Genomic DNA, 26,914 nt, shown 5'->3' with positions numbered 1-26,914 from the left:
CATGTCCGATCTCGACCGCGTCCTCGCCGCGGTGGATGCCGACCTCGACGCTGCCATCGCGCGCCTGTTCGACTTCCTGCGCATCCCCTCCATCTCGACCGACCGCGCGTACGCGGCCGAGTGCCGGCGCGCCGGGCAGTGGCTGGTGGACGACCTCGCCGGCCTCGGCCTCACGGCAACGCTGAACGACACGCCGGGCCACCCCGTCGTCACCGCCCGCTCGGAGGGCGGCGCGGGCAAGCGCGTGCTGTTCTACGGCCATTACGACGTGCAGCCGGTGGACCCGCTGAACCTGTGGGACAACCCGCCCTTCGAGCCGACCCTCATCGAGGGGCCGAACGGCGCCAAGCGCATCGTCGCGCGCGGCTCGTCCGACGACAAGGGTCAGGTCATGACCTTCGTGGAGGCCTGCCGCGCCTATCTCAAGGTGACGGGCGCGCTTCCGGTCGATGTCACCTTCCTCGTGGAAGGCGAGGAGGAGAGCGGCTCGGGCAACCTGCCGCCCTTCCTCGCGGCCAACAAGGAGGGGCTCAAGGCCGACATCGCCCTGGTCTGCGACACCAGCATGTGGGACCGGCAGACGCCGGCCATCACCATCTCGCTGCGCGGGCTGATGCATGACGAGATCGTCATCACCTGCGCCAATCGCGACCTGCATTCGGGCTATTATGGCGGCGCGGCGGCCAACCCGCTGCATGTGCTCTCGAAGATCATCGCCAGCGTGCATGGCGCGGATGGCCACATCGCCATTCCCGGCTTCTATGATGGCGTGACCGAGCCGCCGGACGCGGTGAAGGCGCAGTGGGCCAGCCTCGGCCTCACGCCGGAAAGCTTCCTCGGGCCGATCGGCCTCACCACTCCGATCGGCGAGGCCGGACGCTCGCTGGTCGAGATGACCACCTCGCGCCCGACCTTCGAGGTCAACGGCATGTGGGGCGGCTATATCGGCGAGGGCGGCAAGACGGTGATCCCCTCCATCGCCACCGCCAAGATCACCTGCCGCCTCGTCGCCGGGCAGGACCCGATCCATGTGCGCGACGCGGTGCGCGCCTTCATCCGCGCCCAGCTGCCGCCCGACGCCAAGGTGGAATTCCTCAGCGGCGACGGCTCGCCGGCGGTGGCGGTGTCGCACGACAACCCCAACCTTGCCCGGGCGGCGGCGGCGCTTGAGGGCGAATGGGGCACCCCGGCCGTCACCATCGGCGGCGGAGGCTCCATTCCCATCGTCGGACATTTCAAGAAGACGCTGGATCAGGACACGCTGCTGATCGGCTTCGCGCTCGACGATGACCGCATCCACTCGCCGAACGAGAAATACGACCTCACCTCGTTCCACAAGGGCATTCGCAGCTGGGTCCGCGTGCTCGCGGCGCTGGCGGACTGAGGGGAGCCCGATGTCGCATCACTGGACCCAGACCTGGACCTTCCTCGATGGCCAATGGCACGAGGGCAATGTGCCGATCATGGGCGTGCGCACGCACGCTTCCTGGCTCGGCACCTCGGTGTTCGACGGCGCGCGCGCCTTCGAGGGGGTGACGCCGGACCTCGACCTGCACTGCCTGCGCGTCAACCGCTCGGCGCTGGCGATGGGCCTCAAGCCCGTGGTGCCGGTGGAGAAATGGATCGAACTCGCCCATGCGGGCGTGAAGCGCTTCGCGCCCGGCACCGCGCTCTACATCCGGCCGATGTACTGGGCGGAATTTCCCGGCCCGCGCACGGTGGATGCGGACCCCGAATCCACGCGCTGGTGCCTCAGCGTCTATGAGGCGGGCATGCCCGACCCGGCACGCGGCGCGGCGGTGACGCTCTCGCCGTTCCGCCGCCCGACCATCGAATGCGCGGTGACGGACGCCAAGGCCGGCGCGCTCTACCCCAATAACAGCCGCGCGCTGGTGGAAGCGCACGGGCGCGGCTTCGACAATGCCGTGCTGTGCGACATGCTCGGCAATGTCGCCGAACTGGCCACCGCCAACATCTTCCTCGCCAAGGACGGCGTCGCCTTCACGCCCGCGCCCAACGGCACGTTTCTCTCCGGCATCACCCGCACACGCTCGATCGGGCTGCTGCGCGAGGCCGGCGTGGAAGTGGTGGAGACGGCGCTGCGCTGGAGCGATTTCCGCGACGCCGACGAGGTGTTCACGACCGGAAATTACTCCAAGGTCGCGCCCATCACCCGCGTCGAAGCGCGCGAATTGCAGCCCGGCCCGGTGTTCCGCAAGGCGCGCAAGCTCTACTGGGACTTCGCGCATGGCTGAAGCCGCCCATGCCGCGAGCCGCTGAACCGGCAATCGGCCGACCGAAAAACGCCCCCGCCGGCCGGCGGGGGCTCCATCCTGCCGTGCAGCGCCGGCGACGCGGCTACATCTTGAAGCGCCGGCTCCAGTCGTCGATCTGGCGATTGGCTTCATCCTTCGCCAAGCCGTAGCGCTCCTGCAATACGCCTTCGAGCTGCTCGCGCTTGCCATGCAGGCGGTCGATATCATCGTCGGTCAGCTTGCCCCATTGCTGGCGCACCTGACCCTTGAGCTGTTTCCAGTTACCTTCGATACGATCCCAATTCATCGGGGCTCTCCCAGGTTACAAAGGGGTGCCTCGCCTCGTCAGGCAAGGGTCGCGCCGGCCCACGGTTGTCGAGCGACCTATCGGGTCGCCGCGGCATGGGCTTGCCGGAACGGGCTTGCCGGAACGGGGTTGCCGGAACGGGGTTGCCGGCACGGGCTCGGCTGCTAGCATCGCGAGAACAACGCACAGGTCGCCGTTTTGATCCACGCCGCTCCCCTTCCCTCGCTCGAGGCCCTGGTCGACGATGTGCGCGCCGGGCGCCGGGCGATGCTCGCCCGCGCGATCACGCTGGTGGAATCGCGCAAGGCTGCGCACCGCACGCTGGCCGAGGCGCTGCTGCAGGCGCTGCTGCCGCAGACCGGGCGGGCGGTGCGGGTCGGCATCACCGGCGTGCCGGGCGTGGGCAAATCGACCACCATCGACGCGCTCGGCACGCATCTTCTGGCGCAGGGCCACCGCGTCGCCGTGCTGGCGGTCGATCCCTCCTCCACCCGCACCGGCGGCTCGATCCTCGGCGACAAGACCCGCATGGCGCGCCTGTCGATGGACGAGCGCGCCTTCGTGCGCCCTTCGCCCTCCGCCGGCACGCTGGGCGGGGTGGCGGCGCGCACCCGCGAGACCATGCTGCTGTGCGAGGCGGCCGGCTATGACGTGGTGCTGGTCGAGACGGTGGGGGTCGGCCAGTCCGAGACGGCCGTGGCGGACATGACCGACACCTTCCTCGTGCTCATGCTGCCGGGGGCGGGCGACGAACTGCAAGGCATCAAGAAAGGCATCATCGAACTGGCCGACATCGTCGCGGTGAACAAGGCGGATGGCGAAAACCTCCCGCGCGCCCGCGCGGCGGCCGGTGAATACCGTGCCGCGCTTCACGTTCTCGGCGGCCGCGAGGCGCATTGGGCGCCGCCGGTGCTCACCTATTCCGGCCTCACCGGCGCGGGCATCGAGGAGGTGTGGAGCCAGGTGCTGCTGCACCGGGAGCGCTCCCGCCTCGCCGGCGCGTTCGAGGCCAAGCGCAGCGCGCAGCAGGTCAAATGGATGTGGACCCTGTTCGACGACCGGCTGCGCGGGCGCATGCGCTCGGACCCAATGCTGCGGGCCGAGGTACCGGCCATCGAGCGCGCGGTGGCCGAGGGCCGCCTCGCCCCCACGCTTGGCGCCTCACGCGTCGCCGCGCTGCTGGGTGTGTGAAACCCGCCGCCATCAAAGCAGTGGACAGGCGCGCGCGCAGGACCGACACTCCCGCCGCGTGAGCCGGCGTGCAATCGAAACAAGGCGTCGTCATCAATGGCGCGCAGGGAGGCACGGCATGACCAAGCAGGATCTCGCGGGACGACGGGTGTTCCTGGTCGAGGACGAATCGCTGGTCGCCATGATGATCGAGGAGATGATCGAGGAGCTTGGCGGCACGGTCGTCGGCACGGAATCGGGCATCAACGGCGCGCTCGACTTCATCGCCTCGCGGCATTCGGAGATCGATGTCGCGCTGCTCGACGTCAACCTCAATGGCAATCGCAGCTACCCGATCGCGCAGGCCGTGTCCGGCCACGGCATCCCCTTTGTGTTCGCGACCGGCTATGCCGATAACGACCTGCTCGCTGAATGGCGGGACCGGCCGACCCTTGCCAAGCCGTTCCAGCTGGCCGAACTCGAAGGCGCGCTGGCGCTGGCGCTCAAGCCGGGTCCGGGCTGAGGGCGCGACCGCGCATCGAGGCCACGCACCCATCCCGCCCCCCATCCCGGCAGCGTTCCATCGTTGAATCACCCCCTCGCGTCTGCGCGCCTGCTGATCACCGGTTTCGGCCGCTTCCCCGGCGCGCCGGCCAATCCCTCCGGCACGCTGGCGCGTGCGCTGGCCCGCTCGCGCCGTCTCAGCGAGCTCGACATCGCGGTGCGGGTGCTGCCCACAGCGTGGGAGGAGGCACAGGCCTTCCCGGCGCTGCTGCAGAGGCTTTCCCCGGACATCGTGCTGATGCTCGGCCTCGCAGGACGGCGGCGCGATATCTGCGTGGAATGCCTCGGACGCCGCACGCGCGGCGGCTTTCCCGATGTGCGCCGCCGACGCCCGGCCGCGCACCCGGGGAAGACGGGCCCCGCCCTGCGATATGCGACGGCGGATGCGATCGACCTCGTCCACGCCCTGCGCGGCGCGCATGCGCCTGCCCGGGTGTCGCGCGATGCGGGGCGCTATATCTGCAACGCTCTCGCCTATGGCGCCTATGGCTGGGCCCGCGCGGCGGAACCGGCGCGACGGGCGGTGTTCGTGCACATTCCCTATCCCCGCGCCGGCCTGACCGGCCCCGCCTTGCTGCGGGCGCTGGAAGCGCTGGTGCTACGCCTCGTCGCGCAGCACCAGCAAGCTCACCTCAACCCGCGGCACCTCACGGCGGCGTCCCCACCGTGATCGGGATCGACGCGTACCAGGCGGCAAGGTTGGCGATGTCGGCGTCGGACAGGCCCTTGGCGACCACGCTCATCATCTCGTTTTCGCGGCGACCGGCGCGGAAATCCTCCAGCGCCTTCGCGAGATAGATGTCGACCTGTCCGGCGAGGTTCGGCGCCGTGGGCAATTGCGACATGCCGTTGCTGCCGTGGCAGACCGCGCATTGCGCTGACGCCTTGACGCGCCCGGCCTTGGCATCCTGCGCCATGGCCGGCGCGCACAGCATCACCGATGCCGCGAGGAGCGGCACGCAGAAGACGACTCTCATCTGGTATTCCCGGACCTGGAGAAAGACCCCCGCGACAGCAATTGCCGCGGGGATGCGCCTGCGACGGCTCAATTGTCGCCGTAGGAGATGCGGTAGATGGCGCCGGCCGTGTCGTCCGAGACCAGCAGCGAGCCGTCATTGAGCTGCGCCACCGATGCCGGACGGCCGAGATATTCGCCGTTCGGCGTCAGCCAGCCGGAGGCGAACACCTCGGTCTTGTCGGCGGTGCCGTCCTCCTTCAGCGTGGTGAACATCACCCGCGCCCCGACCGGTGTGGTGCGGTTCCACGAGCCATGCTGCACCGAGAAGATGCCGCCGCGATATTGCTGCGGGAACTGCTGGCCGGAATAGAAGGTCATGCCGAGATCGGCCGCGTGGGCCGCCATCTCCACCTCCGGCTTCACCGTATCGGCGGGTGGCGTCTGGTCCTTGTATTCGACCGTGCGCACCGAACCGCCGCCGAAATAGGGGAAGCCGAAATTCTCGCCTTCCTTGGTGGCGCGGTTCAGTTCGCCGGGCGGGATATCGTCACCCATGCCGTCGACCTGATTGTCGGTGAACCACAGGGTCTTGTCCTTCGGGTTGAAGTCCATGCCCACCGAATTGCGCACCCCGGTCGCATAGACCTCACGGTTCTTGCCGTCGCGATCCATGCGCACGATGCCGCTCATGCCGACCTTCTTGTAGAGGTCCATCTTCTCCTTGGGGAAGACGTTGAAGGGCTGGCCGAGCGTTATGTAGAGCTTGTCATCCGGCCCGATGCGGCAGACGCGGGCGGTGTGGTTGAAGGATTCCTCCGCCACCGGGATCAGGTCGCCCTGCTTGACCACCTGAAAGGCGGCAACATCGGGCCCCTCGTAGAAGAACTCCGCCGCCGGGAACAGCAGCACGCGGTTCTGCTCGCTGACGAAGAGGAAGCCATCCTTGGAGAAGCATACGCCGTTGGGCAGCTTGAATTGGATGGAGGGCGCGAAGACTTTCACCTCATCGGCGACGCGGTCCTTGTCGCGGTCCGTCACCGCCCAGACCTTGGACTTGCGGGTGCCGACAAAGACCACGCCGGCGGAGGGGCCGACCGCCATCTCACGGGCGTCCGGCACGATGGCGTAGAGCGAAATCTTGAAGCCCTCCGGCAACTTGATCCCCGCCAGCGTCTTGTTGAAGGCCGCCACGCGCGGCCCGGTCTGCGGCACCGTCTCCATTTCCATGGAGGCGCCGGTGGACTGGAAGTTGGACAGTTTCTCGAGATTGTCGGTCGACTGGGCGAGGGCGCCGGAGACGCCGGCCGACAGCACCATGGCACCAGCCAGTATCGTCGACGCCATCAGAGCGCCGGCCCGCTGGCCGCGCTGGTTCTTGATCATGGGGTTCCTCCTAGGAATGCCGAACCTCGAGCGGGTCCGTTGCGCGGGCACGCTAGCATGGCAAATGCAGGCGATAAGTCAGCACTGATGTCTCTTATGGCAAAAAACTGGACAATTTTGCTTACCAGAGACCCGCTTCATCAAAATGTGGCATGTAAATACTACATCGTCACTTCGACACTCATAAAATATATTCATTATAATTCATGCCGTAAGAACCTGGCATGGGAGGCCCACGGCCAAGATCGAACGGCCCGCGACGATCCCGGGCATTTTCCGCCGCACGAATTCTGCTAAGGCGGAGAGTGGAATTCTCCACGCGGGCGAGGCGCGTCTCGTGACCATCTACCTGCCGATCGCGGAACTGCCGGTGAATGTCTTCACCCTCCTCGCCATGGGGGTGGCGGTGGGGTTCATATCGGGCATGTTCGGTGTCGGCGGCGGGTTCCTGATGACGCCGCTGCTGATCTTCCTCGGCGTGTCGCCGGCGGTGGCGGTGGCGAGCGTGAGCACCCACATGGCCGCCTCGTCCTTTTCCGGCGCGCTCACCTACTGGCGCCGCGGGCAGGTCGACCTGCAACTGGGGGCCGTGCTGCTGGCGGGAGGGCTCGCCGGCACGCTGGCGGGCGTCATCGCCTTCAAGGTCCTGCGCAGCTTCGGCCAGCTCGATCTGGTCATCGCCGTCGCCTATATCGTGCTGCTCGGCACGATCGGCACGTTGATGGTGGTGGAAGGGTTCGGGGCGGTCATCCGCCAGCGCCGCGGCGTGAAGGCGCCGGTGGCCCGGCCCGGCGCGCATCCCTTGTTCCTGCGCCTGCCGTTCAAGATGCGCTTCCGGCAATCGCACATCTATGTCTCGGTCATCCCGGTGGTCACGATCAGCTTCGCCATCGGCTTCCTCGGCGCGCTGATGGGCATTGGCGGGGGCTTCATCCTCGTGCCGGCGCTGATCTACCTGCTGCGCGTGCCCACCGTGACCTCGGTGGGCACCTCGCTGCTGCTGACGCTCTTCACCATGTTCGCGGCGATCATCATGCATGCCGTGCTGAACCAGACGGTGGATGCCGTGCTGGGCCTCGTGCTGATGATCGGCGGCACGGTCGGCGCGCAGTTCGGCGCGCGCGCCGGCCAGACGCTGAAGGCGGAGAACCTGCGGCTGCTGCTGGGGCTGCTGGTGCTGGCGGTCGGCCTGCGCGTCGCCGGGGACCAGATCGCGCGGCCGGCGGACCTCTATTCCGTCATCATCGACGAGCGGACGCCATGAGCGCCGCCCGTCGCGCCCGCATCCGACGGGGCGCCCTGCGGCTCCTGCTGCTCGCCGCCGCGCTCCTTGCCTGGCCCGGCAATGCCCGCGCGGACGGGCTGGTGCTCTCGCTGTCGAAGACGCGTGTCACCATCACCTCCAGCTTCACCGGCGAGAACATCGTGCTGTTCGGCGTCATCGAACCCGGGGCGGACATGCCGGCGACCGGCGCCTCCCCGGCCCATGACGTGGTCGTCACCGTGCGCGGGCCCAACCAGAGCTTTATCGCCCGTCGCAAGGAGCGCCGGCTCGGCCTGTGGATCAATGTCGACAGCCGCAGCTTCCTCGCAGCCCCCTCCTATCTCGCCGTGCTGAGCAATCGCGATCCCATGCTGATGAGCGACGCCGACACGCTCCGGCAGGAACAGGCCGGCTTCGGCAATAACCGTCTGCTGCAGCGCATCGGCGCGGACTATGCCGACGTGGTGCCGCAGGACCCGTTCCGACAGGCTTTCCTGCGGGTGAAGCAGGCGCAGGGGCTCTATGTCGAAAACGTCTCGGGAGTGGAGTTCATCGCCCCGCGCGTCTTCCGCGCGGTGTTCCCCATCCCCGGGCGAGCGCCGATCGGCACCTATGAGGTCGTGGTCAAGGTCTTCACCGACCACATCCTGACGCAGCGTGCCGCGCTGCGGCTCGACGTCGCCAAGGTCGATTTCGAGCAGGCCGTGGCCGGCGCGGCGCAGGACCACCCGTGGCTCTACGGCTTCATCTGCGCCTTCGGGGCGATCGCCGTCGGCTTCTGCGCCAATATCGTGTTCCGCCGCGACTGATCGCCTGTCGCCCGACCGACGCGGCAGGGGGTGACTTTGCCCGCCGCCACTATAATATAGGGGGGTACCCTATATCGGCGAGCATCATGTCCCATACCATCACGGAAAAATCCCGCCTGCTGGCCCGGGTGCGTCGCATTCGCGGGCAGGTCGAGGCGGTGGAGCGGGCGCTGGAGGCGGAGCTCGGCTGTGCCGACGTGCTGCAACTCGTCGCCTCGGTGCGCGGGGCGATGAACGGGCTCACCGTCGAGCTGATCGAGGAGCACATGCGCCACCATGTGGTCGATCCCGCCACCGAGCCGGACCGGGACCGGGCGCGCGGCGCGGGCGAACTGCTCGAAGTCATTCGCACCTATCTGAAATAGCCGCCGGAGCGCGCGCCATGACCGCCCCTACCCACGCGGACGCCCACGGCCGATCCGCTGCCCATGCCGGCGCCGGCACGCCGGCAGCCGGCCCTCTGTCCGACACGCATGCGCACAGCTTCCTCGGCGCCGGGCATGGCCGGCACGAGCGGCGCACCTGGATCGTCATCGCCATCACCGCCAGCGTCATGGTGCTGGAGATCGTCGCCGGCTCGCTGTTCGGCTCGATGGCGCTGCTGGCCGATGGCTGGCACATGTCCACCCATGCCGCCGCGATGCTGATCACCGCGCTGGCCTATCGCTATGCCGCGCGCCACGCGCAGGACCCGCGCTTCAGCTTCGGCACCGGCAAGGTCGGCGACCTCGCCGCCTTCGCCAGCGCCATCGTGCTGGCGCTGGTCGCCCTGCTGATCGGCGTCGAGAGCGCCCTGCGCCTCGCCGCGCCGGTGCAGATCGACTTCAACGAAGCGATCGCGGTGGCGGTGTTCGGCCTCTCGGTCAATCTCGTCTGCGCCTGGCTGCTGCGCGACGACCATGAGCACGCGCACGGACAGGCTCACGGCCACCATCATGGCCAGAATGGTGGCTCCGCCCACACCGGGCACCATGACCATGATCATGGTCACCACGAACACAGGCACGACGAGCACGAGCATCACGAGCACGGGCACGCCCATCCCCATGCCGCGCGCGGCGTGGGCGCGCAGGTGGCGGCCTCCAGCCGCGACAACAATCTGCGCGCGGCCTATCTGCATGTGATGACCGACGCGCTGACCTCGGTCTTCGCCATCCTCGCGCTGCTGGGCGGCAGCCTCTACGGCTTCCTCTGGCTCGATCCGGTGATTGGCATTGTCGGCGCGCTGGTGGTCGCCCGCTGGTCCCTGGGCCTCGTGCGCGACACCGCGCGCGTGCTGCTGGACTTCACCCCGCGTCGCGGCATCCCGCAGGCCATCCGCACGGCGCTGGAAGCCTCGGGCGCGCGCGTCACCGACCTGCATGTCTGGCAGGTCGGCCCCGGCCACTTCGCCGCCGCGATCGCCCTGCGCGCCACCGAGCCGCAGGCGCCGGCCGCCTACAAGCAGGGGCTGGAGGCCATCGAGGGGCTGTCGCACATCACCCTGGAGGTGAACGCGCTGGACGCTCCCGCCCTGCCGCGCGCGGCGTGAGGGGGCGCGACCGCCCGCTTACACCACCGGCTCCGGCGCCACCGCGATGCCCGCGCGCTCCAGCACCCGCGCCGCGCGCAGCGCCGCCGCCTCCTGCCAGGGTGCCGCGATCAGCTGCACGGCGATGGGCAGGGGATTGTCGGTGGCGATCGGCGCCGCCACCACGGGCAGGCCGATGAAGGAAATGGGCTGCGTGTAGATGCCGATATTCGGCCGCACCAGCATTTCGCGCCCGTCGAGCACGAAGGTCGCCTGCCCGCTGCGGGGCGCAGGCACCGGCGTCGCGGGGGCGATCAGCACGTCCCATTCGGCGAACAGCTCCACCGCCCGATCACGGAACCAGCGGCGGAAATTCTGCGCGCGGGCGATCCAGGCCGCCGGCAGCACGGCGCCGGCCAGCAGCCGCTCGCGCACCGCCGGGTCGAACTCTCCCGGCCGCTCGCGCAGCCGGTCGCGGTGCAGCGCCGCGCCTTCCGCCATGGTGATGAGATAGGCCGATGCGCGCGCCCGCTCGACCTCCGGCAGTTCCACGACCGTCGTCGCATCGAGCGCCCGTGCCGCGCGGGCCACGGCCTCATAGGCCTGCGGCGTGCCGGAGCGCGCGAACCAGCCGCCCAGCACCGCGACACGCAGATGGCCCGGCTCCTCAAGGCCGGGCAGCGTCGGCGCGGCCGGCTTGTCCGCCAGCGCGGCATCGTCCGGGTCGGGGCCGAGCAGGGCGTCATAGGTGGCGGCGAGATCGGCGACGTGGCGCGCGAACGGGCCGAGATGATCGAGGCTGGCGACGAAGGGAAAGCTGCGCGCACGCGACAGCCGCCCATAGGTCGGCTTCAGCCCGAAAATGCCGCAGAAGGAGGACGGCACGCGGATCGAGCCATTGGTGTCGGAGCCCAGCGAGAGCGGCACCAGCTTGCCCCCCACCGCCGAGCCCGAGCCGCCGGAGGAGCCGCCCGACATGTGGCCGGTGTCGTGCGGATTGCGCGAATTGCCGTCATGCAGGTTCTCGCCGGTGAAGTCATAGGCATATTCGCCCATGTTCAGGCCGCCCAGGCACACCGCCCCCGCCGCGGTCAGCCGCTCCACCAGCGTGGCGTCGCGCGGCGCCGGCGGGCGGTCGCGGTTGATCCGCGAGCCCGCCCGGGTCGACAGCCCCTCAAGGTCGAACAGGTTCTTCACCGCGAAGGGCACGCCCGCCAGCGGGCCCAGCACCGCGCCGGCCGCCCGCCGGGCATCGATCGCCGCGGCCTCCGCCCGCGCCCGCGCGCTCGTGACGTCGGTAAAAGCGTTCAGCACCGGGTCGACCTGCGCGATGCGCGCCAGCGCCGCCTCGGTGACGCTCCGCGCGCTCACCTTCCCGGCGCTCACCGCGTTCGCCAGCGCGAGGGCGGGACCGGCCAGCAGGCGGGCGGCTTCCGTGGTCTCATTCATGACAGGCTCGCTCACGGCACGTAGACCGGGGCGGGCTCGGCATCGTCGGGCAGCGCAAAGGAGGTGACCAGCCGGGCCATGGCGATCGCCGTCGCCAGATGCATCACCACGCGCGGGCGCAATTCCGGCTCCAGCGGCAGCCCCTCGATCGCCAGTCCGGCATCCAGCAGCGCGCCCGCCCCGCTATCCGCCCCTCCGCCGCCCGCGCCCGTGTCATCCTGCCGGCTCATGCCTTCCCCCGTGCTGATCGCGGAGCATCGCCCGCTTCGCCTCATCCGAGGCATACAGAAAACATGCCACGAAAGGCTCTCTCACGCGTGCCGAGAGTGGATCGGCAGGGGATGGAGGGGCAGTTGTCCCCGATTGCAGCAGAAGGAGGCATATGCGGCCTTGCCAAGCGGCTGCCGCTTAATTAGGTTCCGCGCCGTTCTGGCACGCAGCTGTAGCTCAGTTGGTTAGAGCGCCGGTCTGTGGAACCGGAGGTCGGTGGTTCGAGCCCACCCAGCTGTACCAGAGAATCACCCCCGACTCTCAATGCGTTGATGGCGGGTGGCGCCCTCGTCGCGGGTGAAGATGGCCTCACCGCCCTTCCAATCCCGGCCTCGTTGAACCATATGACGTCGTCGGTACCGATTCCGGCGCCGCACAACCCGCAGCCGAGCTGCAGACGATTGGATAGGCATTGCACGTACTGGTCAGGGATAACAACGTCGATCAGGCCCTTCGGGTCCTCAAGAAGAAGATGCAGCGCGAAGGCGTCTTCCGCGAGATGAAGGCCCGGCGCTCCTATGAGAAGCCCTCCGAGCGCCGCAACCGCGAGGCCGCCGAGGCGGTTCGCCGCGCGCGCAAGGCGGCTCGCAAGCAGGCCGTTCGCGAAGGGCTGATTGCCGCGCCGAAGAAGAAGGAAATGGTCCGCCGCCCGTCCGCCCCGGGCATGGCCGGCCCCTCCGAAAGCAAGGCGACATAACGCTTGCCGCCGAACTTTCGTTCGGGCATCCTTGATGCATCGATCTTGCATGTTGAACGTTGCCGGCGGCTTTTTGCCGTTTCGAACTTCCGCTCAAATCGATGTCATCACGACCAGCGCAATGAAGCGCGCGGTCAACTATCTATGCTGTCTCTAGGGATTTCGTCATGGCGACGGGTACTGTGAAGTGGTTCAACACCCAGAAGGGTTATGGGTTCATTCAGCCGGATCAGGGCGGGCCGGATGTGTTCGTGCACATCTCCGCGGTCGAGCGGGCGGGCCTCTCCGGCCTGAACGACGGCCAGAAGGTCTCGTATGAGCTCCAGTCGGACCGCCGCACTGGCAAGCAGTCGGCAGCCAACCTGCAGGCTGCGTGAGTCGAGCCTCGCGGCCATCCGGTGGCGGATGAACCCGCTGAGATCGTCCTATTCGTTGGAAAGGCCGGGGCAACCCGGCCTTTTTGCTGTCGGAACGCTCCCCGCAACGACGCCCCCTCGCCCGCACGAAAAAGGCCCGGCACATGGCCGGGCCTTTTTGCCCGGACCTTTTGGCCGGACCTTGTCGCATCCGTTTCCGATGCGCCCCGATCAGTGCGCCAGGAACAGCGGCACCGTCATGCGCTCCAGCATGTCGCGCGTCACGCCGCCGAGCACGAATTCGCGCAGCCGCGAATGGCCGTAGCCGCCCATCACGACGATATCGATGTCGCGCGCCGCCACTTCCCGCAGCAGCACGTCGACAATGCCCTCGCCGCTGGCCGGCACCAGACGCCGGAGTTCGACCGTCTTCTCGTGGCGGGCGAGATGGCGGGCGAGGTCGGCGCCCGGCAGCGCGTCGGCCTTCTTCGATCGGCCGGTATCCACCACCACGGCTTCGACCAGGTCGGCATGGGCGAGCAGAGGACGAGCCTCGGCCACCGCGCGGGCGGAGGCGCGCCCGCCGTCCCACGCCACCAGGATGCGCTTGGCGGAGAACGGCTTCTGCTGGTTCACCGGGATCAGCAGCACGGGACGGCCGGAATCGAACAGCACCGCCTCGGCGATCACCTCTTCCGCCCCGGGCCGATCCGGATCGGCCTGCCCGACAATGGTGAGGTCATAGAGGCGCGACAGGATGCCGATCTGCTCGGCGGCCCCGCCCGGCGTGCCGTCAATCGAGCGGATCTCCGCGTTGACGCCGAGCGAGCGGGTCGCCTCGCCGAAATAGGACACGGCGCGCTCCGCCAGCTTCTGGCCTTCGGCGCGCTGTGTCTCGAGAAAATCGGTCGAGAACGCTTCCGTGTAGATGGGCGGAATGTCGATCTCGTAGCTGATCGCCACGCCCGTCAGATGCGCCTTGAGCGCGGCGGCCGCCGAAACGGCATAGTCGACCGCCGTGTCCGCGCCCTCGCCGATGCGAAGACTTACAAGGATGTCCTTAATCATGGGCGTCTCCACTCCTTTTTCTGTCCAAGGCGCGCCCGATGCCGGGTTGCGCGGGCCGAGATCGGGCTTGGGGTATACACGTCCCGTCCACCGTCGCGCAGACGGTAGCCCCCGACTATAAGTGTTGCACCTGATATAGGATTTTGCCGCATGGCCGTCATCGGGCGAACGCTCGCGATCACGCTGATTCTGCTCGGCCTGTGGGAAGCCGCCGTCCGGCTCATGGCGATTCCCGCCTATATCCTGCCCGGCCCGCTGCGAATCGCCGTGACCGGGTGGAACAATGCCGCCATCCTCGCCCACAATGGCGCGATCACGCTGGGCGAGATGCTGCTGGGCCTTGTCTGCGGCTCGGCGCTCGGCATTGCCTGCGCGCTGGCCATGGCGGCCTCGCCGCTGGCGCGGCGGGCGATGCGGCCGGTGCTGCTGGTGGCGCAGGCGCTGCCGGTCTTCGCCATCGCGCCGCTCTTGGTGATCTGGTTCGGCTTCGGCCTCGCCTCGAAGATCGTGATGGCCAGCCTGATCATCTTCTTTCCCGTCGCCTCCGCCTTCCATGACGGGCTGGCGCGCACCGAGCAGGGGCTTGTCGACCTCGCGCGGCTGGGCGGTGTCGGCACGTTCAAGACGCTGCGCTACATCCGCATTCCGGCGGCACTGCCGGCCCTCGCCTCGGGGCTGCGGGTGGCCACCGCCGTCGCGCCGATCGGCGCCGTGGTCGGCGAATGGGTCGGCGCCTCAGCCGGGCTCGGCTATCTCATGATCTATTCCAATGCCCGCATGCAGACCGACATGGTGTTCGCCGCGCTCGCCATCCTGCTGGCGGTCGCGCTCACCCTGTTCACGCTGGTGGATCGCGGCCTCACCCGGCTGCTGCCCTGGGCGCCCGAGACGGCGGAAAGCTGAACGGCGGAAAGCCGGGCGCAACGTCACCGTCGGGCCGCATCCAGGCTTGGAACGAATCAAGAACCTGTTCACAATGCGCGGATGACGCTGACCCTCTCCAATAGCGATGCGCGCCGCATCTTCCTCGCCACCCAGGGCCTGAGCCGGCCGCGCGGCGCGCTCACCAAGGCCGGGCTGCTCGACCTCATAACCGCGATCGGCTTCGTGCAGGTGGACAGCATCGCCACCGTCGAGCGCGCCCATCACCACATCCTGTTCGCGCGCAACCCGAGCTACAAGCGCGAGCACCTCGCCACCCTGCTGGAGACGGATGGCGAGCTGTTCGAGCACTGGACGCATGACGCCGCCATCATCCCCAGCGCCTTCTACCCCTACTGGAAGCACCGCTTCGCCCGCTCCCGCGCCCGGCTGGTGGAGCGCTGGCGCAGCTGGCACGAGAACGGCTTCGAGAGCTATATCGAGCACGTGCTGGAGCGGGTGACGCGCGAGGGCCGGCTCATGGCGCGCGATTTCGAGGCCGAGAAACGCCCGCCCGGCGGCTGGTGGAACTGGCACCCGGAAAAGACCGCGCTGGAATATCACTGGCGCACCGGCACTTTCGCCATTGCCGGCCGCGAAGGCTTCCAGAAGGTCTACGACCTCGCCACGCGGGTCCTTCCCGCCCATCGCTTCGCCGGCGCGGTGAGCGAAGAGGCCTTCATCGACTGGGCCTGCACCAGCGCGCTGGAACGGCTCGGCTTTGCCACCTCGGGCGAGATCGCCGCCTTCTGGGACCTTGTGACGCCGGAGGAGGCCAAGCGCTGGGTGGAGGCCCATCGCGATCGGCTGGAGCCCGTCGCCATCGCCCCGGCCGATGGCGGCAAGCCGCGCGCCTCGCATGCCTTTGCCGGCAGCGCCGCGCTCTTCGACGCGCTGCCCCCGCCGCCGGCGCGGCTGCGTGTGCTCAGCCCGTTCGATCCGCTGCTGCGCGACCGCAACCGGGCGGAACGGCTGTTCGGCTTCAATTACCGCATCGAGGTGTTCGTGCCGGCGGAAAAGCGCATCTGGGGCTATTACGTCTTTCCCCTGCTGGAAGGCGACCGGCTGATCGGGCGCATCGACATGAAGGCCGACCGGAAGGCGGGCACGCTCGATGTGCGCCGCCTGTGGCTGGAGCCGGGCGTACGGGCCTCCGGCGGCCGCCTTGCCGCGCTCGATGCCGAACTCACCCGCCTCGGCCGTTTCGCCGGTGTGGAGCGCACGGTCTATCTGGAGGGCTGGCGGGGGGAGTGAACGCCCGGACGTGGATGGCCGGACGTGGATGGCCGGGCCAAGTCCGCCCATGACGAAACGTCGCGCGGCCCTTCCCACCTCTCCCCGAGGGAGAGAGAGCCGGTCGGCGCCCTGTCGCCGCCCATTTGCTCCCACCCGTCCGCTCTGCTAGCGTTCAGGCGTCCGAGGGGTGTCCCACGATCGCAGGATCAAGGGGCTGAGATGGCAGCCGCCAGACCCTTTGAACCTGATCCGGGTCATGCCGGCGAAGGGACGGAACGACGGCGGGGTCGCATGCGGGCGCCCGCGCCGGTTTCCCCCGAAAGCTCATGCGCCGGATCTCCAACTGGGAGGAGATCCAATGTTGACATCCATCACCCGCGCGCTCGCCGCCTCGGCCGTCGCGCTTACCCTGTCGCTCGCACCGGTCAGCGCCGCCGACAAGCTCACCGTCCTGCTCGACTGGTATGTCAATCCCGACCACGCCCCGCTGATCGTGGCGCAGGAAAAGGGCTTCTTCAAAGCCCACGACCTCGATGTCGAGCTGGTGGCGCCGGCCGACCCCTCCGCCCCGCCGCGTCTGGTCGCCGCCGGGCAGGCGGATATCGCGGTCAGCTACCAGCCCAACCTCTACCTCTCGGTGAAGGAAGGCCTGCCGCTGGTGCGCTTCGGCACACTGGTCTCGACCCCGCTCACCGCGCTGGTCGTGCTGAAGGACGGCCCGATCAAGTCCATCGGCGATCTCAAGGGCAAGACGGTGGGTTATTCCGTGGCGGGGCTGGAAGACGCGCTGCTCGGCACCATGCTCGCCAGCGCCGGACTGAAGCCTACCGACGTCACCATGATCAACGTCAATTTCGCCCTTTCTCCCGCGCTGGTCGCCGGCAAGGTCGACGCCGTCATCGGCGCCTACCGCAATTTCGAGCTCACCCAGATCAAGCTGGAGGGCAAGGAAGGCCTGGCCTTCTTCCCCGAGGAGCACGGCGTGCCGGTGTTCGACGAGCTGATCTATGTCGCCCACAAGGACAAGATCGGCGATCCCCGCCTGAAGCGCTTCCTCGCCGCGGTGGAGGATGCCACGATCTATATTCTCAACCACCCGGACGAGGCGTGGAAGCTGTTCGTCGCCGCCAATCCCAAGCTCGACGACGAACTCAACCGCACCGCCTGGGCCGATACGCTGCGCCGCTTCGCCCATGCCCCGGCCGCGCTGGACAGCGGCCGTTATGAGCGCTTCGGCGAATTCATGAAGGCGCACGGGCTGATCGACACGGTGGAGCCGGTGGCGACCTACGCGCCGACGCTGCCGTGAGGCCTGCTGCGATCGCCCCTTGCCTGGGGGATGCCGGGGCCGATCCGGGATCGTCCGGCTCCCATTCGCACGCCCGAGACGCGGCGGGCGGGGGGCGTTCGCGCGAGGATCCCTTTCCGCTCCCGCGCGGCAATGCTAACCGGGACATCGGTTTCGGCGGGCAGCGGGTGAGGAGCGAAGAATGGACAGGCGCAGCGGCAACGGGGTCTATTATGTCGTGGCGGCGCTGGTCGGCGCCACGGTCGGCGTTGTCGGCTCCGCGTTCCATGTCGGCGTGGAGCATCTCACCGCCGCCTGGCCCGCCTATCTGCGCGACGGCCTGCACCTGACCGGCCTCCCGCTCTATGTGGCGGCGGCGCTGGTCGGCGCGGCAATGACGCTGGTGTCGCTTTGGCTGGTGCGTCGCTTCGCGCCCGAGGCGAGCGGATCGGGCGTGCCGGAGATCGAGGGCGCCATGGAAGGCCTGCGCACGGTGCGCTGGCGCCGCGTGCTGCCGGTCAAGTTCGTCGCCGGACTGCTCTCGCTCTCCTCGGGCATGGTGCTCGGGCGCGAGGGACCGACCATCCACATGGGCGCCTCCATCGCCAAGGCCGCCTCCGACCTCATGCGCTGGCCGACCGAGGACATGCGCGGGCTTCTCGCGGCGGGCGGCGCGGCCGGCCTCGCGGCCGCCTTCAACGCCCCGCTCGCCGCCGTGCTGTTCGTGATCGAGGAGACGCGGCGGCAGTTTCCCTACAGCCAGCGCAGCTATATCGGCGTGGTGCTGGCCTCCTTGGCCAGCGCCATCGTCACGCAATACCTCACCGGCAACGTTCCCTACATGCTCATGGACGTGCCGGACATGCCCTATGGCATGCTGCCGGCCTTCGCGGTGCTGGGCGTCGGGCTGGGCGCGGCAGGCGTCGGTTTCAACGGCACGCTGGTCTGGGCGCTCGACCATGTCCGCAATCTCGGGCTGAGCACCTCGTTCTACATTTTCCCGGCTGTGGTCGGCCTCGTCGTCGGCGTCCTGATGTTCGTCCTGCCCGAGGCGACGCAGGGCGGCGAACTGCTGGCCGTGCAGCTCGCCGGGGAGCGGCTTCCGCTCGGCATCCTGGCGGTGATCGTGCTGCTGCGCTTCGTGATGACGATGGCGAGCTATTCCACCGGCGTTGCCGGCGGCATCTTCGCGCCGATCCTCGCGCTCGCCACCACGATCGGCCTCTGCTACGGCACCGCGCTGGGAACGGTGCTGCCACTGCCCGACCACGCCCTCCCCGCGCTCGCCATCGCCGCCATGGGCGGCCTGTTCGCGGCCACGATCGGCGCGCCGCTGGTCGGCATGGTGCTGGTGATGGAACTGACCGGCGCCTATTCCATGCTGGTGCCGGTCATGGTCACGACGATCCTCGCCAACATGACCGCGCAGGCGCTCGGCGGCCGGCCGATCTACGAGATCCTGCTGGAGCGCACGCTCGCCATCGAGGCGCAGGGCCAGCCGGCGCCCCGGCGCGAACGCCGCCGTCCCGCGCACAAGGACATGAGCGGCATGCCGGCCGCCGAGGACCGGTAGCCCGGGCCGGATCGATCAGGATCCGGCTCCGAACTCCCGAGAGAGAACGCCCCCTCACGCCGCGGGGGCGATGAGCGTGCCGCGGCCCTCCAGCCGCGCCGGCGCGCCGGCCTCCCGGGTAATCTCGATATGCCGGCTGTGCAGCGGCTTCAGCGTCGAGCGGTGGCCGATCGAGAGGATGGCGGTGGCCGGCAGACGGGCGCGCAGCGTGGTGTAGAGCGCCGCCTCGGCCGGCTCGTCCACGGCGGACGTCACCTCGTCGAGCAGCAGCACATCCGGCTTTACCAGCAGCGCGCGGGCGATGGACAGCCGCTGCTGCTCGCCGCCCGACATGATGGCCGGCCAGAGGGCTCGCTCGTCGAGCCGGTCGGTAAAGTCGTGGAGCCCCACCGCCTCCAGCACCTCGCGCAGCGCGGCATCGTCATGCTCGGCCAGCGGGTCGGGATAGGCCAGCGCGCCGCGCAGGCTACCCACCGGCACATAAGGCCGCTGCGGTAGCACCAGCATCCGCGCCTCCGGCGCCAGCGCCACCGCGCCCGAGCCATAAGGCCAGATGCCGGCCACCGCCCGCAGCAGCGTCGACTTGCCCGAGCCGGAGGGGCCGGTGAGCAGCACCGCCTCGCCCCGGCTCACCGAGACGCCGTCCACCATCAGCACGCTGCGCCCGCCCGGCAGGCGGACATCCATCTGGTCGATCGCCAGCATGGCGCCATCGGTGGCCGGCACGCGGCGATAGGCGCTGCCGGCGGCCGCGGCGCGGGCGGCGGCGATATTGTCCTCGAAGCCGATGAGACGGTCGACCACCGATTTCCAGTCCGCCAGCGTCGCGTAGGCATTGATGAAGAAGGAGAACGAGCCCTGCACCTGGCCGAAGGCGGAGGCGGTCTGCATCAGCTGGCCCAGCGCGATGGAGCCGCCGAAATAGGCCGGCGCCACCACGATGAGCGGGAACACGTTCGACACCTGACCGTAGCCGGAGGTGAACCAGGTGAGCCGCTTCTGGGCGATCATGATGCCCCAGTAATTGTGCACGATATGCGAGAAGCGATCGAGCAGACGCCCCTGCTCTACCTTCTCGCCGCCCAGCAGCGCGATCTGCTCGCCATTCTCGCGCACGCGCACCAGATCGACGCGGTAATCGGCTTCAAAACGCTGCTGGTCGTAATTGAGCTTCACCAGCACCCGGCCGATGAGATGGGCGATATAGGTGCCCACCGTGGCATAGGCGAAGGCCGCCCACACGAGATAGCCCGGAATGTCCCACTGGCGGCCGAACAGGGTGAAGTGGAACTCGCCCGACAGTCCCCACAGGATCACCGCGAAGGAGGCCAGCGTCATCATCGCGTTGAGCAGGCCGATGAAGATGCTGACGGTCTGGGCGATATAGGAGCGGATATCCTCGGCGATGCGCTGGTCGGGATTGTCCGCCATGTCGCCCTTCAGCCGCAGCCGGTAATGCGTCTGGTTGTCCAGCCAGGCGGTCAGATACTTGTCCGTCATCCAGTTGCGCCAGCGGATCTCCAGCCATTGCCGGAGATAGATCTGGTAGACCGCGACGATGATCGCCCCCGCCGCATAGGCCGCGAACAGCCAGAGCTGATGCGTGAAGGCGGCGTAGTCCTTTTCCTGGATGGCGTTGTAGAAGGCGTTGTTCCACTCGTTGAGCAGCACGGTCGCGTAGACCCAGCCGACTTCGAGCGCGACCACGGCGGCGAGCAGGATGCCGCCCCGCCATTTGTCCTCGCCACGGAAATAGGGAATGGACAGCCGCCAGACATCGGCGAGCAGCGAGAGGATGGCGCGCAGCAAGGGTGTTCTCCGGATCGGGAAGGCAATCGATCCGCGACACTTGCTGATCAATGCCAGCCAGAAGATGGCCGGCTCATTAAACTTTGGAAAGCGAGATCGCAACGACCGTGCGGGACCGCGTCGAGCGATGCTTCCTGTCGGCGCCCGGCGCACGAAAAAAGGCGCCGAAGGGAGCCGGCGCCTTGTCGAATGGGCCGTCCGATCGATCCGCGCGGGATCGCCGGACCCGCCGACGTCACTGTGCCGGTTTGGCGGCGGTCGGCGCCTTGTTGACGGTGGCGGGTGCCGTTGACGCGGCGGGCTGGGCGCCCACCGGCGCCTTGGCCGGGCGCCAGGGCTGCTTGCCTTCCTTCACGGTCTGCCAGAAGGCGGCGCGCTCATCCTTGCTGCGGCCGGAGGCGGACGCCGCCGAGACACCGAAAACCGCGATCAGCGTCGCGGCAATAACCATGCGGATCATCGTGCACTCTCCTCAAGCGGTGCGGTGTTGGGAACGCCGCTCCCTGTTTGTGAGAGTTAGCTGGGGAGGCGGGAGGCCTCTCACCACCGCCGTACGCGAAAGGCAGCCCTTGCAACGATGCAAGGCTCGCGGGCGGCGTTTGGCATGGCCTTCGCAGAAACATCGCACACGAGAGACAGGACCGGCGCGGACGCACCCGGCCCTGTCCATGCGTCAGATGAAGCGCTTGCGGATGTTCTGGCTGATCACGTCGAGCACGGAAACGGTGACGATCACCAGGATGAGGATGGCCGCGGCCTGCGAATACAGGAAGCCGCGCATGGTCTCGTTGAACACCATGCCAATGCCGCCGCCGCCGACAATGCCGAGCACGGTGGCCGAGCGGACATTGGATTCGAAACGATAGAGGGCATAGGAAATCCACAGCGGCAGCACCTGCGGCAGCACGCCATAGATCACTTCCTGCAGCCAGCTGCCCCCGGTGCCGCGAATGCCCTCGACGGGCGCGGGATCGATCGCCTCGACCGCCTCGGAGAACAGCTTGGCGACCACGCCTGTGGTGTGAACGAACAGCGCCAGCACGCCGGCAAAGGGACCGAGGCCCACGGCGGCGATGAAGATCAGCGCGAAGACGAGTTCGTTGATGGCGCGACAGCAGTCCATCAACCGGCGCACCGGGAAGGCCACCCATTTCGGCACGACATTGTCGGCGCAGAGGATGCCGAACGGAATTCCGACGATCACCGCGAGCAGCGTGCCCCAGATGGCGATGGCCAGCGTCTCCAGCATGGCGCTGGAATAGACGTCCCAATCCGTGAAGTCGGGACGCAGGAAATCGGCGCCCAGCGTCGCCATGTTGCCGGCATCGCGCATCAGCTGCGCCGGGTTCATCTCCGCCTCGTGCCAGGCGAAGACCAGCACCACGGCGCCAAGGGCGGCAAGGCCGAGACGAGCGAGGCGGGTCGCGAGCGGGGTCACGGGCGGCGGCGGCATGGTGCTCGTCGCGGCGCGGTGGATGGCGTCGGTTGAGAACATGGTCGCTCCGCTGGTCTTTCGAAGCCGCCCGCACGGGGTGCGCAGCGCGGCAGATATCTGTCGAGGATCTGTCGAGACGGATCCGGAGCGGCCTCGCAGCCGCTCCGGGACGAATCCGAGCCGGAAGGAAGCCCGCGCGGCGCGCCGCCGCGCAGGCCTCCGCGGCCTCACATGGCGGGCAGCTTCTTCTGCTGGTCTTCGAGGGCGGCGAGCTTGGCGTCGATCTCCTTGACCTTCGCGGCCTTCTCGTCAGCCGAGAGCTTGTCGTCGTTCTGCGCCTTGACCTTCGCCTTGAACAGTTCGAGCTGACGGATCGGGATCAGCTGGGCGTCGGAAGAGGCGAGGAAGGGCCCCCAGCCGTCCGAAGTCTTGGCGAGCACCGCGCGGGCATGCTCGATTTCTTCCGGGGTGCCGTTGCGGCCATAGGTCATGAAGAAGGTGTAGATCTTCGCCTTGAGGTCGGCCGGCAGGTCCTTGCGCCACACGATCGGGTCGCCGGCGATCATCGGCGAACGCCACACTTCCTTGATCTTGGCCGCTTCCGCCGGGCGGGTCTGCTGCAGGCGGGTCATGTTCTCGGTGTTGTTGGTGGCGAAGTCCACCTGCTTGTTGGCGACGGCCAGGAGGTTGCCCTCATGATTGCCGGTCACCACGCGCTTGTAGCACTTCTGCGGGTCGACATTGTTGAGCGCGAACACGTAATAGCCGGGGACCAGGAAGCCCGAGGTGGAGTTCGGGTCGCCATTGCCGAAGTTATAGCCCTTCGAGCAGTCGAGGATATCCTTGAGGCCGTTGATGTCGCTGCGATCGACATTGGTGACGATCAGCGAATAATAGCCCGAGGAACCGTCCGGCTTGGCGGTCTTCACGAAGACTTCGCCGCCGGCGCGGTCCACCGCTTCCATGGCCGACTTGTTGCCGAACCACGCCACGTCGACCTTCTTGAAGCGCATGCCTTCGATGACACCGGCATAGTCGCCGACGAAGAAGGGCTTCACGGGAATGCCGATGGCCTTTTCCATGTCCTTGAGCAGGGGCTCGAAGCTCTTGGCGAGGTTGGCCGAGGATTCGGTGGAGATGAAGCCGAAGTTCAGCTCCTTGATGTCCTCGGCGTGCGCCGGAGCGCTCGCGAGGGCGGCCAGCGCGAGGCCGGCGGCGATCAGGCTTTTCATGAAAATCGCTCCTGTCAGGATACGGTCTGGGATTGAGAGATGGCGACCGGCGGCGCCGGCACCACGAACTGGCTCGGCAGGATCAACTCCTCGGCGCTGGCGCCGTAGAGCTCGGTCAGGAAAGCCGCGTTGATCTGCGAGGCGGGACCATCGAACACCACGCGCCCGGCATTCATCGCCACCACGCGGTCGAAATAGGCGGTGGCGTAGTCCACCTGATGCAGCGAGACGCACAGCGCGATGCCGTGGTCGCGGCTCATCGTCACCAGCGTGTCCATCACCCGCTTGGCGGATTTCGGGTCCAGCGAGGCAATCGGCTCGTCCGCGAGCACCAGCCTGGCGCCCTGCACCAGCGCCCGGGCAATGGCCACGCGCTGCTGCTGGCCGCCGGAGAGTTCGCGGGCGCGCTTGGCGGCATGCTGGGCAATGCCGACCTCGGCGAGCGCGGCATAGGCGGTGCGGCGCTCATCCTCATTGAACAGGCCGAACGTGCCACGCAGCGCATTCATCCGCCCCAGCGCGCCGACCAGCACGTTGGTCATGACGGAGAGGCGGCCGGAAAGCGCGAATTGCTGGAAGACCAGGCCGATATTGCGGCGCGCGGCGCGCACGTCGGACTCGAGGCGTCCACCTTCCTGCACCTTGATGCCGAAGGCGTGCACGGCTCCAGTTCCGGAGCCCTGCGCATCGGCCAGGATGAGGCCCGAGGCAAGGCGGATCAGGGTGGATTTTCCCGAACCCGAGGCCCCGATCAGCGCCACGCGCTCCCCCTCCCGGATGGTCAGAGACACGTTCTCGACGGCACGCATGGCGCCGTAGGTCTTGCTGACGCGGTCGAGTTGCAACGCTGCCGCCATGAGTTTCCCTGCCGGGCCGTTGAAGCCAAGCTTGGGGTATCGGGGCGGGGTGACGCGTGGATGAAGGTTGCATTACGCTTCGATGACGCCCGCAAACGCGCCCGGCCCTTCGCTTCCGGCTGCAAGCGGTAGATCGGGCAGGTTTTTCATCCGGCGGCCCGGCACTCACCGCGAGCGGGAGATGACCACCCGGCGCCGCTCCCAGCGGCCGTGCATTCCCTAGCGTAGTAAACGCGAAGCCGGCTTTTCTCCGGCCCGGCCGAACCCTGTGTTGACTTGACTGTGCCCACGCTCACAGATGAGTGAACGGGCGATCCTCGGCAGTGCCAGCCGGTATCCCGCCCCGCGGCCACGTCACGAGGAGAGCCCATGTATTACGCGATCGTCCTCGCCACCATGGTGGTTCTGCCCATTGCCAGCATCGCCGCCGAATTGTCGACCACGACCGGCATCGCGAGCTTCGTGCTGGTGTCGATCAAATGGTTCGCCTTCTGGGCGGTGGGCGTGCGGCTGCTGCTGGCGGGACTGTCGCAGATCCTGCGGCCGGCCTTCACCGTGAAGGGAATACTGGGCATCGACGAACCGCGCGCCCATGTGCTGGCGCAGGAACTCGGCTTCGCCAACACCGCCATCGGCCTCGCCGGCCTGTTCTCGATGATGTTGGCCGGCTGGGTGGCGCCGATCGCTTTCACCGGCGGCATATTCCTCGGCCTCGCCGGCCTCAACCATCTGCGCCGGCCCGGCCGCAACCTGCGCGAGACCGTGGCCATGGTAACGGACCTCTGGGCCGCGTTCGTGCTGCTGCTCACCTTCGTGCTGAGCCTGTTCTAGGGTGAGGCCAGCTTGGCGAGGGAGGCGCTCCCCGCGCGCTGCGGGGAACGTCGCGCGCGCCTCGGCTCATGCCGGGTATTTCGACCATGACAGCTGATAATGCGGGCCATCCTTGAAGCTCGTCCAGTCGCCGCCCCACTCCACCGGCACGCCCTCGAGCTGTGCCGCCAGCTTCATGGCCACGGCGATCTTCTCATAGAGCGGCCAGTCCCAGCGAACCTGGCCACCCACCACCGCCGCGACATCGACCGCGTGGGCGACATTGTCGGGACCGCCGGGGATATGGCGGGAGCGTAGCGTCTGCGCAGCGCCCGCGGCCACAAGCTGCTTCTGCCGCGCCAGCGTTCGCGGGCCTTCGGTCACGATGAATCCGACCGAGGTGATCGTATCGCCGCGATGGACCACCCGGACCAGATCCGAATGAACGCCGACGAGATTATCGAGCGACCTCTTGTTGAGCGCCATCTTCCCCTCCCGCAAAGAATGGAAGGAAAATGCAACCTATGAGGTTATTTAGCAACCTATATGATAGGATTTGACGGTATACAACTCTCCACGGCTACCGCGCCCGGAAGCCGATATAGCCGCCTTCCCCGTCGAACAGCACGTCATAGCCGTTCAGCAGGTGGAAGCCGGTGTTGACGAAGGTCCGGTCGGGGGCAACGCGCAGGTGGATGGCGCCCGGCGTCAGCGGGCCGCCGTCGCCTACCGTGAAGCTGTAGAGCGGGAAGGCCGCCTCCCCCGTGCCGACCGAGACCGCCATCTGCGTGCCGGGGGGCAGCGTGCCGGTGGCGCCCTGCGCCTGCTCCGCCGGCAGGGTCGTGTACATCACCCCGACCCCGGTATCGACCAGCACCGTGCCGCAGGCCGGCGGGCTCGCGCCGTTGAGGGCGATGCAGGCGGGCGTGGCCTGCCAGTCCGAGCCGTCGGGCTTGCGGGCGAGCTTGAGATAGCGGAACGGACCTTGCGTGTTCGCGCGCGTCAGGCCGGCATGCACGCCCTCGCGCGTGAGGATGTAGCCCTGCCGGCGCGCGCCGTTCCCGCCCGTGACGTGCAGCAGAGGGTTCTTGTCCGGCGTGCTCTGGCTCTGCAGGTCCGCCTCGCGGGCGAAGCCGACGCCGACCATGGCGATATGGCGCGGGCTCGGGTCGGGCGTGCAATCGCGCGCATGGTCGAGGCACCGCACTTCCGTCACCGCCAGCACCGGCAACGGCTCGGTCGTGACGCTTGCCCCCTCGCGCCCCACCAGCGCCACCGGCGTCACCACCCACTGGCCGACCATGACGCGGCCGGAGCTGGAATAGGTGAGCTTGCCGGGCCCCTGCGACGGCAACTGGTCGAAGCCGGGTATATAGGCCGCCGCCACGACGATGCCGGTGGAGCCGGAATCGAGATCGGCGCTCAGCGGCTCCGCTCCGCCGAAGGAGAGGCCGATGCGCGGCACGCGGGCGAGCAGGCCCGGCCCGGCATCGAGATAGCGCAGGAACAGACCTTCGCGGTAGGGCGAATAGTCTGGCGGCTCCTGCGCGCGCGCCGAGCCCGCCGCCAGCGCCGCGGCGGCAAGGCCGACAACGGCAGCCCGGATCATGTGCCCGGGACGATCCTGAAGGATGCGAGGGGAATGGAACGCCAATCGGCGCCGCCGGATTTTAACGGGTAGCATCACGAGCCG

29 protein-coding genes, 1 tRNA gene and 1 riboswitch are annotated in these 26,914 nt (G+C 68.2%); of the genes, 17 read left to right on the top strand and 13 right to left on the bottom strand.

Annotation, left to right across the window (positions count from 1 at the left end):
* The first annotated feature begins 1 nt into the window (after nucleotide 1).
* Both FHS55_RS01755 and FHS55_RS01750 read left to right on the top strand, forming a co-directional pair.
* Complete coding sequence (locus tag FHS55_RS01755) at nucleotides 2–1,384, top strand: dipeptidase (protein ID WP_183187952.1); 1,383 nt, start codon at nucleotides 2–4, stop codon at nucleotides 1,382–1,384.
* 10 nt (nucleotides 1,385–1,394) lie between these two features.
* Nucleotides 1,395–2,255: a branched-chain amino acid aminotransferase gene (locus FHS55_RS01750; protein WP_183187951.1), complete on the top strand. Its 861-nt coding sequence runs from the start codon at nucleotides 1,395–1,397 to the stop codon at nucleotides 2,253–2,255.
* Between the two features lie 103 nt (nucleotides 2,256–2,358).
* Here FHS55_RS01750 and FHS55_RS01745 read toward each other — a convergent pair whose 3' ends face one another.
* Nucleotides 2,359–2,562 carry a CsbD family protein gene (locus tag FHS55_RS01745; protein WP_183187950.1) on the bottom strand — a complete coding sequence of 68 codons (204 nt, stop codon included), beginning with the start codon at nucleotides 2,560–2,562 and terminating at the stop codon, nucleotides 2,359–2,361.
* Between the two features lie 198 nt (nucleotides 2,563–2,760).
* On the opposite strand from FHS55_RS01745, the gene meaB reads away from it, so the two are divergent.
* From meaB to FHS55_RS01730, 3 genes are all read left to right on the top strand, one after another.
* Nucleotides 2,761–3,753, top strand: a complete 993-nt coding sequence (meaB, locus tag FHS55_RS01740; protein ID WP_183187949.1) for a methylmalonyl Co-A mutase-associated GTPase MeaB — start codon at nucleotides 2,761–2,763, stop codon at nucleotides 3,751–3,753.
* A 118-nt stretch (nucleotides 3,754–3,871) separates the two neighbouring features.
* Nucleotides 3,872–4,255 carry a response regulator gene (locus FHS55_RS01735; RefSeq protein ID WP_183187948.1) on the top strand — a complete coding sequence of 128 codons (384 nt, stop codon included), beginning with the start codon at nucleotides 3,872–3,874 and terminating at the stop codon, nucleotides 4,253–4,255.
* A gap of 63 nt (nucleotides 4,256–4,318) precedes the next feature.
* Complete coding sequence (locus FHS55_RS01730; RefSeq protein ID WP_183187947.1) at nucleotides 4,319–4,966, top strand: pyroglutamyl-peptidase I; 648 nt, start codon at nucleotides 4,319–4,321, stop codon at nucleotides 4,964–4,966.
* Here FHS55_RS01730 and FHS55_RS01725 read toward each other — a convergent pair.
* Together FHS55_RS01725 and FHS55_RS01720 are read right to left on the bottom strand one after the other, a co-directional pair.
* Nucleotides 4,944–5,273, bottom strand: a complete 330-nt coding sequence (locus FHS55_RS01725) for a c-type cytochrome (RefSeq protein WP_183187946.1) — start codon at nucleotides 5,271–5,273, stop codon at nucleotides 4,944–4,946. The genes FHS55_RS01730 and FHS55_RS01725 overlap by 23 nt on opposite strands.
* 68 nt (nucleotides 5,274–5,341) lie before the next feature.
* Nucleotides 5,342–6,571, bottom strand: coding sequence for a PQQ-dependent sugar dehydrogenase (locus tag FHS55_RS01720; RefSeq protein WP_425485780.1), 1,230 nt, complete (start codon nucleotides 6,569–6,571; stop codon nucleotides 5,342–5,344).
* A gap of 403 nt (nucleotides 6,572–6,974) precedes the next feature.
* Between FHS55_RS01720 and FHS55_RS01715 the strand changes: the two genes are divergently transcribed.
* The 4 genes from FHS55_RS01715 (at nucleotide 6,975) to dmeF (ending at nucleotide 10,241) form a co-directional block, all read left to right on the top strand.
* Nucleotides 6,975–7,901 (top strand): TSUP family transporter, encoded by a 927-nt coding sequence (locus tag FHS55_RS01715; RefSeq protein ID WP_183187944.1) that lies wholly within the window; start codon nucleotides 6,975–6,977, stop codon nucleotides 7,899–7,901.
* Entirely contained in the window at nucleotides 7,898–8,710 is an 813-nt protein-coding gene (locus tag FHS55_RS01710; protein ID WP_210286813.1) for a TIGR02186 family protein, read from the top strand. The genes FHS55_RS01715 and FHS55_RS01710 overlap by 4 nt, the downstream gene beginning before the upstream one ends.
* Before the next feature lie 86 nt (nucleotides 8,711–8,796).
* A complete protein-coding gene (locus FHS55_RS01705; protein ID WP_183187943.1) occupies nucleotides 8,797–9,075 on the top strand; it encodes a metal/formaldehyde-sensitive transcriptional repressor in 279 nt (92 codons plus the stop codon).
* 17 nt (nucleotides 9,076–9,092) lie between these two features.
* Nucleotides 9,093–10,241, top strand: coding sequence for a CDF family Co(II)/Ni(II) efflux transporter DmeF (dmeF, locus tag FHS55_RS01700; RefSeq protein WP_183187942.1), 1,149 nt, complete (start codon nucleotides 9,093–9,095; stop codon nucleotides 10,239–10,241).
* An 18-nt stretch (nucleotides 10,242–10,259) separates the two neighbouring features.
* Here dmeF and FHS55_RS01695 read toward each other — a convergent pair whose 3' ends face one another.
* Nucleotides 10,260–11,669, bottom strand: coding sequence for an AtzE family amidohydrolase (locus tag FHS55_RS01695; RefSeq protein ID WP_183187941.1), 1,410 nt, complete (start codon nucleotides 11,667–11,669; stop codon nucleotides 10,260–10,262).
* A gap of 11 nt (nucleotides 11,670–11,680) precedes the next feature.
* Nucleotides 11,681–11,899 (bottom strand): DUF4089 domain-containing protein, encoded by a 219-nt coding sequence (locus FHS55_RS01690; RefSeq protein WP_183187940.1) that lies wholly within the window; start codon nucleotides 11,897–11,899, stop codon nucleotides 11,681–11,683.
* A 206-nt stretch (nucleotides 11,900–12,105) separates the two neighbouring features.
* Between FHS55_RS01690 and FHS55_RS01685 the strand changes: the two genes are divergently transcribed.
* The 3 genes from FHS55_RS01685 to FHS55_RS01675 all read left to right on the top strand — a co-directional run bounded on the left by FHS55_RS01685 (nucleotide 12,106) and on the right by FHS55_RS01675 (nucleotide 13,013).
* Nucleotides 12,106–12,182, top strand: a tRNA-His gene (locus tag FHS55_RS01685).
* A 169-nt stretch (nucleotides 12,183–12,351) separates the two neighbouring features.
* Nucleotides 12,352–12,636, top strand: coding sequence for a 30S ribosomal protein S21 (gene rpsU, locus FHS55_RS01680; protein WP_183187939.1), 285 nt, complete (start codon nucleotides 12,352–12,354; stop codon nucleotides 12,634–12,636).
* A 167-nt stretch (nucleotides 12,637–12,803) separates the two neighbouring features.
* Nucleotides 12,804–13,013: a cold-shock protein gene (locus FHS55_RS01675; protein WP_183187938.1), complete on the top strand. Its 210-nt coding sequence runs from the start codon at nucleotides 12,804–12,806 to the stop codon at nucleotides 13,011–13,013.
* A gap of 210 nt (nucleotides 13,014–13,223) precedes the next feature.
* On the opposite strand, the gene FHS55_RS01670 is transcribed toward FHS55_RS01675, so the two are convergent.
* Nucleotides 13,224–14,060, bottom strand: a complete 837-nt coding sequence (locus tag FHS55_RS01670) for a universal stress protein (RefSeq protein ID WP_183187937.1) — start codon at nucleotides 14,058–14,060, stop codon at nucleotides 13,224–13,226.
* A gap of 150 nt (nucleotides 14,061–14,210) precedes the next feature.
* Here FHS55_RS01670 and FHS55_RS01665 point away from each other — a divergent pair, with 150 nt between their 5' ends.
* From FHS55_RS01665 to clcA, 4 genes are all read left to right on the top strand, one after another.
* Nucleotides 14,211–14,963 (top strand): ABC transporter permease, encoded by a 753-nt coding sequence (locus tag FHS55_RS01665; protein WP_183187936.1) that lies wholly within the window; start codon nucleotides 14,211–14,213, stop codon nucleotides 14,961–14,963.
* 81 nt (nucleotides 14,964–15,044) lie between these two features.
* Nucleotides 15,045–16,235, top strand: coding sequence for a winged helix-turn-helix domain-containing protein (locus FHS55_RS01660; RefSeq protein ID WP_183187935.1), 1,191 nt, complete (start codon nucleotides 15,045–15,047; stop codon nucleotides 16,233–16,235).
* A 155-nt stretch (nucleotides 16,236–16,390) separates the two neighbouring features.
* A riboswitch (TPP riboswitch) is annotated at nucleotides 16,391–16,505 on the top strand.
* Nucleotides 16,506–16,575: 70 nt separating this feature from the next.
* Nucleotides 16,576–17,526, top strand: coding sequence for an ABC transporter substrate-binding protein (locus tag FHS55_RS01655; RefSeq protein ID WP_183187934.1), 951 nt, complete (start codon nucleotides 16,576–16,578; stop codon nucleotides 17,524–17,526).
* 181 nt (nucleotides 17,527–17,707) lie between these two features.
* A complete protein-coding gene (gene clcA, locus FHS55_RS01650; protein ID WP_183187933.1) occupies nucleotides 17,708–19,078 on the top strand; it encodes a H(+)/Cl(-) exchange transporter ClcA in 1,371 nt (456 codons plus the stop codon).
* A gap of 54 nt (nucleotides 19,079–19,132) precedes the next feature.
* On the opposite strand, the gene FHS55_RS01645 is transcribed toward clcA, so the two are convergent.
* From FHS55_RS01645 to phnC, 5 genes are all read right to left on the bottom strand, one after another.
* Nucleotides 19,133–20,887 (bottom strand): ABC transporter ATP-binding protein/permease, encoded by a 1,755-nt coding sequence (locus FHS55_RS01645; protein ID WP_246339750.1) that lies wholly within the window; start codon nucleotides 20,885–20,887, stop codon nucleotides 19,133–19,135.
* Nucleotides 20,888–21,122: 235 nt separating this feature from the next.
* Entirely contained in the window at nucleotides 21,123–21,347 is a 225-nt protein-coding gene (locus FHS55_RS01640; RefSeq protein ID WP_183187932.1) for a hypothetical protein, read from the bottom strand.
* Between the two features lie 213 nt (nucleotides 21,348–21,560).
* Complete coding sequence (phnE, locus tag FHS55_RS01635) at nucleotides 21,561–22,382, bottom strand: phosphonate ABC transporter, permease protein PhnE (RefSeq protein WP_183187931.1); 822 nt, start codon at nucleotides 22,380–22,382, stop codon at nucleotides 21,561–21,563.
* Nucleotides 22,383–22,549: 167 nt separating this feature from the next.
* Nucleotides 22,550–23,554, bottom strand: coding sequence for a phosphonate ABC transporter substrate-binding protein (gene phnD, locus FHS55_RS01630; RefSeq protein WP_183187930.1), 1,005 nt, complete (start codon nucleotides 23,552–23,554; stop codon nucleotides 22,550–22,552).
* Between the two features lie 14 nt (nucleotides 23,555–23,568).
* Complete coding sequence (phnC, locus tag FHS55_RS01625) at nucleotides 23,569–24,411, bottom strand: phosphonate ABC transporter ATP-binding protein (RefSeq protein WP_183187929.1); 843 nt, start codon at nucleotides 24,409–24,411, stop codon at nucleotides 23,569–23,571.
* Between the two features lie 369 nt (nucleotides 24,412–24,780).
* Between phnC and FHS55_RS01620 the strand changes: the two genes are divergently transcribed.
* Nucleotides 24,781–25,242, top strand: coding sequence for a hypothetical protein (locus FHS55_RS01620; RefSeq protein ID WP_183187928.1), 462 nt, complete (start codon nucleotides 24,781–24,783; stop codon nucleotides 25,240–25,242).
* Between the two features lie 66 nt (nucleotides 25,243–25,308).
* On the opposite strand, the gene FHS55_RS01615 is transcribed toward FHS55_RS01620, so the two are convergent.
* Both FHS55_RS01615 and FHS55_RS23300 read right to left on the bottom strand, forming a co-directional pair.
* A complete protein-coding gene (locus FHS55_RS01615) occupies nucleotides 25,309–25,707 on the bottom strand; it encodes a M15 family metallopeptidase (protein WP_183187927.1) in 399 nt (132 codons plus the stop codon).
* Between the two features lie 94 nt (nucleotides 25,708–25,801).
* Nucleotides 25,802–26,830: a hypothetical protein gene (locus tag FHS55_RS23300; RefSeq protein ID WP_246339748.1), complete on the bottom strand. Its 1,029-nt coding sequence runs from the start codon at nucleotides 26,828–26,830 to the stop codon at nucleotides 25,802–25,804.
* Between the last annotated feature and the right edge of the window lie 84 nt (nucleotides 26,831–26,914).

Source organism: Ancylobacter tetraedralis (assembly GCF_014195655.1).
Taxonomy (GTDB): Bacteria; Pseudomonadota; Alphaproteobacteria; order Rhizobiales; family Xanthobacteraceae; genus Ancylobacter; species Ancylobacter tetraedralis.
Note: the sequence above shows the minus strand (reverse complement) of the source record. Positions and strands in the feature narration are given on the sequence as shown.